Source organism: Alishewanella sp. WH16-1 (assembly GCF_001441695.1).
In the GTDB taxonomy this organism is placed as follows: domain Bacteria; phylum Pseudomonadota; class Gammaproteobacteria; order Enterobacterales; family Alteromonadaceae; genus Alishewanella; species Alishewanella agri.
Map to the genome: position 1 here is coordinate 1 of NZ_LCWL01000021.1, position 5,087 is coordinate 5,087.

3 protein-coding genes and 1 pseudogene are annotated in these 5,087 nt (G+C 50.3%); 1 reads left to right on the plus strand and 3 read right to left on the minus strand.

Annotated elements, in window-relative coordinates; translation table 11 throughout:
* Nucleotides 1–129: 129 nt before the first annotated feature.
* Nucleotides 130–289 (plus strand): annotated as a pseudogene (locus AAY72_RS17020) (arsenical resistance protein ArsH); the annotation flags it as partial.
* Between the two features lie 411 nt (nt 290–700).
* Here the strand turns inward: AAY72_RS17020 and AAY72_RS02420 are convergent.
* Genes AAY72_RS02420 through AAY72_RS16805 form a run of 3 tightly spaced genes read right to left on the minus strand, consistent with a single transcriptional unit; the run spans nt 701 to nt 5,029 of the window.
* Nucleotides 701–1,222, minus strand: a complete 522-nt coding sequence (locus AAY72_RS02420) for a hypothetical protein (RefSeq protein WP_057785452.1) — start codon at nt 1,220–1,222, stop codon at nt 701–703.
* On the minus strand, nt 1,219–3,264 hold the full coding sequence (locus AAY72_RS02425) for a site-specific integrase (protein WP_057785453.1): 2,046 nt from the start codon (nt 3,262–3,264) through the stop codon (nt 1,219–1,221). The genes AAY72_RS02420 and AAY72_RS02425 overlap by 4 nt, the downstream gene beginning before the upstream one ends.
* Nucleotides 3,254–5,029 carry a hypothetical protein gene (locus AAY72_RS16805; protein WP_057785454.1) on the minus strand — a complete coding sequence of 592 codons (1,776 nt, stop codon included), beginning with the start codon at nt 5,027–5,029 and terminating at the stop codon, nt 3,254–3,256. Before AAY72_RS16805 ends, AAY72_RS02425 begins: the two co-directional genes overlap by 11 nt.
* Between the last annotated feature and the right edge of the window lie 58 nt (nt 5,030–5,087).

Below are 5,087 nucleotides of genomic sequence, written 5' to 3' on the forward strand. Positions count from 1 at the left end.
TGATGTCTATGAATCACACAGATAAGTTAAAACGTAATTATCAAAGCACCGTTGCCATGGCTTGTGGGTTGTTATGGCTGCCAATGTAATGAAACGTCAACAGCCCCTAAGCTCCGGTCCCCTTCATAAGGTAAAACGCTTGCTCTCATGGACGTATCCAGTCTCGCAATCTTTCGACGCGGTGAATCAATTGCGTGTCTTTGATCGGTTGATGCGCATAATTATGATTCCCAAGCAATATTCAGTTGCCAAAGCATTCTTTGAATTTGTCCAGGCCAGACGCGTGAAGCTCTTGTTGTATTAAGATCGGATCATATCGCAGCGTCTTCCACACATCCAAAGATAGGTATGTATTCGTGGCCTGCGCTCCGTCTTGGCGGATTTGGCTTGGGTTATAGCCTTTGCTTGAACAGGTTGCCCGCCAAGCCAAGGGCGTGCGCCAATTGGCTGCAATCTTTGGGCTACGGCGAACAAATCGGTGGCGGAAGTCAGTTCTTCCCTCTTATGAATGTATTTGCGTTGCGTGTCCCTCAGGCCAATGGATGCGGAAACAGTGCTTACATTGATCTTGAAGTCAGACGTTTAGGGCAAGGGTAGGCTTCCTGCCCGGTTCCCGCTGCGCTTGGTGTTCCGTCTTGCGCACATTCAGCCAGACTTCCAGCTTTTCTAGTATTTGGGGAATCACACATGGCCGCGGCATTTAATTCCCCTTAGGACGAATCGAGATTATGTTTTTTCCTTCGGCATGGCCTAGCATCTCGCGCAATTCGTCAATCTCCTGCTTGAGCTTTGCATTTTCGCCCTTGAGCTTTTCCAATTCAACCATCCGCTCATTGTGCTCTAGTTCGGAAAGCGCGTAGGCATTGCCAATCCGGTCGTGCTCCTGTTTCCAGTGTTCCGCACGCTCCGTTACAGCTCGGCGCACGACGGTTCTCCCTTGGGCTACATGGCGTTTGACCCTTTCTAACCAATCATCTACCATTTTGTTGGTGGATGATTTATGCGTTGGATTCTGGAGAGTCTTGTCATCTACGCCAGCTCGCCTGCACAACTCTGCCTTGGTCAGCCTGCCTGAATTAAAGGGGTACAAGCCTTCGTTATGCTCAATTTCCCCCTCAATCACCATCATTTCCTCCCTTAGCTTGGTCACGAAATTGCTGGAGCGTGACTTGGCGTAATTGTGCAAGCCTTCAGGTATTAAGACATCCGTTTTAGACGTCATGCTAGTTTCCTTTTTCCTGAATTTTCAATCGCATAACGAACCATAGGATGGGATTCCCACTTTAGCCGTAGGTCTGGAAAGCGATTGATGTTTGCGCATATCTGTCCAATCCAATATTCAGCCTGATGCGACTCTTCATTTTTTATGGCGTTGTCCAATTCGGCAGTGCAGAGATCGAGCGTTTTATCAACATCATCGCGCAGGAAATATTCCTCCAGCCGGTGCTCGCAGGATGAACGGCACCGGGATGGCTCAGGGCTTCCAACGTTGCGGGTACAAGGTCCTGCCTGTTTTGGCCCCTTGGTACAGACTACGCCAGGACGCACCAGACTCCACGTTTTTCCGGACAGGGTTGCTGTGTCGGCCAAGTCACGTAGGTCTTCAATTCCCAGCTTATCCTTTCCCAGTCGTATTTTTTCTTGCCTGACCGCTTCCTTGATGACAGATGCAGCTGGCCCGCCATTTTCATCGGAATGCGCCATCGCATCGGCGGCAAGCATGATCGTCTGAGCTTCTGCTACTTCTACCATCTCGGCCCGGATCAATGGATCGGACAGAATGTAACTCAATGTCATCTCAATATTCTTATGGCCAAACAGGTCCATAATGATTTTCGGAGCGCCGACAATGCAAAGCGCAAGGAGCCTTGCCAGCGTTTTGCGGCACCGATGGGCGTGCATTGGCTTGTCACCCAGGGATGAGGCTATCTGAAATGACGCAACCATAGCCTTGAGTTCGTCGTTATATCCAACGTCAGCAGCATCATCATTGACATCATTCTGCCGCAGCAAGCGCCAGATGCTGTCCACCTCTTTGAAGCTTGCAGATTTGTTCGTGATCCTATTCCAGCGTCGAATACACTCTGACACGCGTTCTTGCTGCTGTATGGCACTTGCGCCAATCTCAGCCAGAGGCCAATCACGTTCTTCACCACCACGCATGGCTTTGAGTTTGAAGGTTTTCCCATTGATTACGGCCCCATTCTCTGCCGATTCAACTAGGCAGCCATCACGCAAGGAAAGTGCTTCGCCTATTCGGGCTCCTGTGCTTAACAAGACTATAAAGAGATGACTGGATTGCAATAATCGCAATAACGTCTTCACTTCTACTATGCCTCTGGGAGGCCATACCTTTTCCGCGGCTCGGCGCGCATCCTCGGAGGGATAACCGATATGGAAGGGCAGTTCGTTAACGTGGTTGCCATTGGCGTCCGTCCATTCAAAGTGCTGCAGAAATTCAGATGCAGCACCGGCTCTTTTTTTCTCTTGAGTTTTGGGAACAAATCTTGAGGTTTCCAGGCCCTCGATCGCTTTGAGCATCCCGTTTACGCATCTGATGATGGACGGACCTAATTGCTCAACCAACCACAGCACTCTTATGCCTGCGTCCGCAACGAATGAATCCGGAAGAGGTTGCCAAGGTTCGTTATTGCGGTTCCGGCTATCGAGGGGAGTTTCATCGTGGCCGCGTCGTGCCGGCTCATGCTTACTATATAGATCCCCTTGGGGCAGATCGTCCCACCATCCTTTTGATGACCAGTGCCGGAGCCGATTAATCTCGGTGTTGCTTCCCTTATCCGCAAGCTCGCCGTGCTTAAGCCGGTCAAGGAGGTAGCAAGCTTTGACCGGCGGCCTGGTTACCGCAACGCGGAATAAGTACATTGCATGGATAAGGTTGGTAATAATTGAGCTAGGTTTCAGGTAGCCCGATATCGGATTGGGGGCCATAAAGAGCATAAGGACATATCTTGTTGCCACAGTAATGGCCAATTCCCTTGCTTCCGACTCTGCCTCAGCCACACCGCATATCCGCTCTAAATGCTGGATTCTCCGATTTGGGTTCTTAGATGCTCCATTTGGCATCCATTCGGCGGGAACATGAATTACTCCCCATTCTGTACCAAGACCTAGCGCGGTTTGCAGCCGAAGCAGATCCGTCTTGCCCAGGCGATGAATGCTTTTGGCATCGATGCTGCTTGCTGCGTGCGTTCGCAAGTCATCCAGCTGCAAGAATTGTTCGGCTTTAACAGTGTTAAGCTGCATACTCTCCCTCCATCGAAAGGAGTATATGGACAGTGCTCTTCTCTTTTTCCAGCCAGTGGGAAATCCGGCTCTCAACCAGATCCGGCGCCCAATTCTCATGCAGAATTTGCTCAGTGGCCTCGGTCTCAGCTGGCCATGAGGAGTCATACCAAGAGGGCAACGGAACGTTTTCCTTGATCACACGAAGTTGCGCAAGCCTTCTCGCCAAAGGATCCATGCTGTCGTCAAAGATGACCGCGTGAGGGCAAAGCGTGCATCGTTGTATGCGACAGCCATCACCATCCTTATGTTCTGGTGCCAATGCCTTGGGTGGGTTTGTGAAATTTTTGCAGCCAGTCCCGACTTTCGTACGATCCTTGTGTGCTATCCACCGCTTGCGCTGCTCTTCAGTGATTTCACCTCTTTGCACAAGCGCATGCAAGGTTGCCGGATCGACTTTTTTCGTTGTGCGGATCTCGTCCCAGAGAACATTTACAAAGCACCTGACGGTCTTTTCACCGTGGGCCTTCCACTGCCTTTTCTGAAGATAGGCCTGCAGCGACCTGATATTTTTATGTCCTGCCGCGAGGTGCGCAACGATCCATGAGTAATTGCTGCGCCTGTATTGAGCGGAAATGTAAGCATCCCGAAAGTCGCCAATCTTCAATGATTCGTCTAGTTGTTCTTCAGCACCTCGCTTTGCATTGATGCCTTTAATGAGTGTTGATAGACGCTGCTCTGCCTCGTAAATGGCCTGTTCGTATAACGCGCTGATCGAGTTCTCTTCTTTGATCACCACATGAAGCCATGGAGACCTGATGCAGCGGCTCAACTCGTTTATCCTATCCTGGGTCTTGATGTCCACATCATGAGAATTATCCTTTTCAGTCTGGACCAACTCATTGAGTTCAGATCTAAGGGCCCCACGCAGGGGCTCGGTTCTTGCGATGATGGCCTTTAGCAGATTAAATGCGGACATTCTTGGCTTTACTTCGCTTGCCGCACGCTGATACTCACCACGGGCCCTCATTTTTGAGGAATAAATAATGGCAAAGGATTCGTTTGTGGGATGAGGGCGCCAGTAATCCTCTACGTCAATGTCGAGCGCCGTCTCCAAATTCCACCCTGTTTTGCATAGGAATAAGTATAGGAGGTGCGCAGCTTGCTTTCGATCCGGGTAGAGGCCGGCGATGACTTCAGAGAAGTGTGCAACGCATGGGTTATTGTAATTTTCATTGTTTTGTATTCCCATCCAGAAGAAATACTGGTCTCGACGTAGTGCCGGGTTGTTCAGCTCACTGCATGCCTGTCTATAGGTGCAGTGAGCATGCCTTACGTCAAATTGGCGATATCCAGCATCATGATTCCATACTGACTTATTCAGGCTCCACCCATTCATGCTGCGAACGATGGCGTCTGATTTCTCCCAGCCACCGATCATTTCCCTAGCCCTTCTGGTTAGTTCTTTCGCAATCGCCCTGATATGCTCTTGCTCAGGAATGGAAGTGTGCTGCGGGGTAGGACGTGGCAACCGAATGTCAAGAGGATGGAGTTTCCTCTGCTTTCTCGCGTCATTCAGAATGACTAAAAAGGATGCATGCGACTGCGTAAATCCTTCCTTTATCGCCAAAGCGCCATGAACGAATTCATCGATATCGTTAAGGCTCGTGACTTGCCTGACGTCTGCATACTTATCAAACAGCCGCCACCAGGCACGCAGGGACGCATTGACATGTCCTAAAGTCTTTTTAGGTGCTGCGCCATATCGCCTTTTGATATGGGGCATAAGCTCTGACACAAGCGCCGGTCTGCCACTGTGCCCACTGTTCGGCGTCAACTATCTT

Excerpts from the sequence above, each read along its gene's own strand:
- AAY72_RS16805 (WP_057785454.1), bottom strand. The coding sequence starts at position 5,029 with ATGCCCCATATCAAAAGGCGATATGGCGCAGCACCTAAAAAGACTTTA.
- AAY72_RS02425 (WP_057785453.1), bottom strand. The coding sequence starts at position 3,264 with ATGCAGCTTAACACTGTTAAAGCCGAACAATTCTTGCAGCTGGATGAC.
- AAY72_RS02420 (WP_057785452.1), bottom strand. The coding sequence starts at position 1,222 with ATGACGTCTAAAACGGATGTCTTAATACCTGAAGGCTTGCACAATTAC.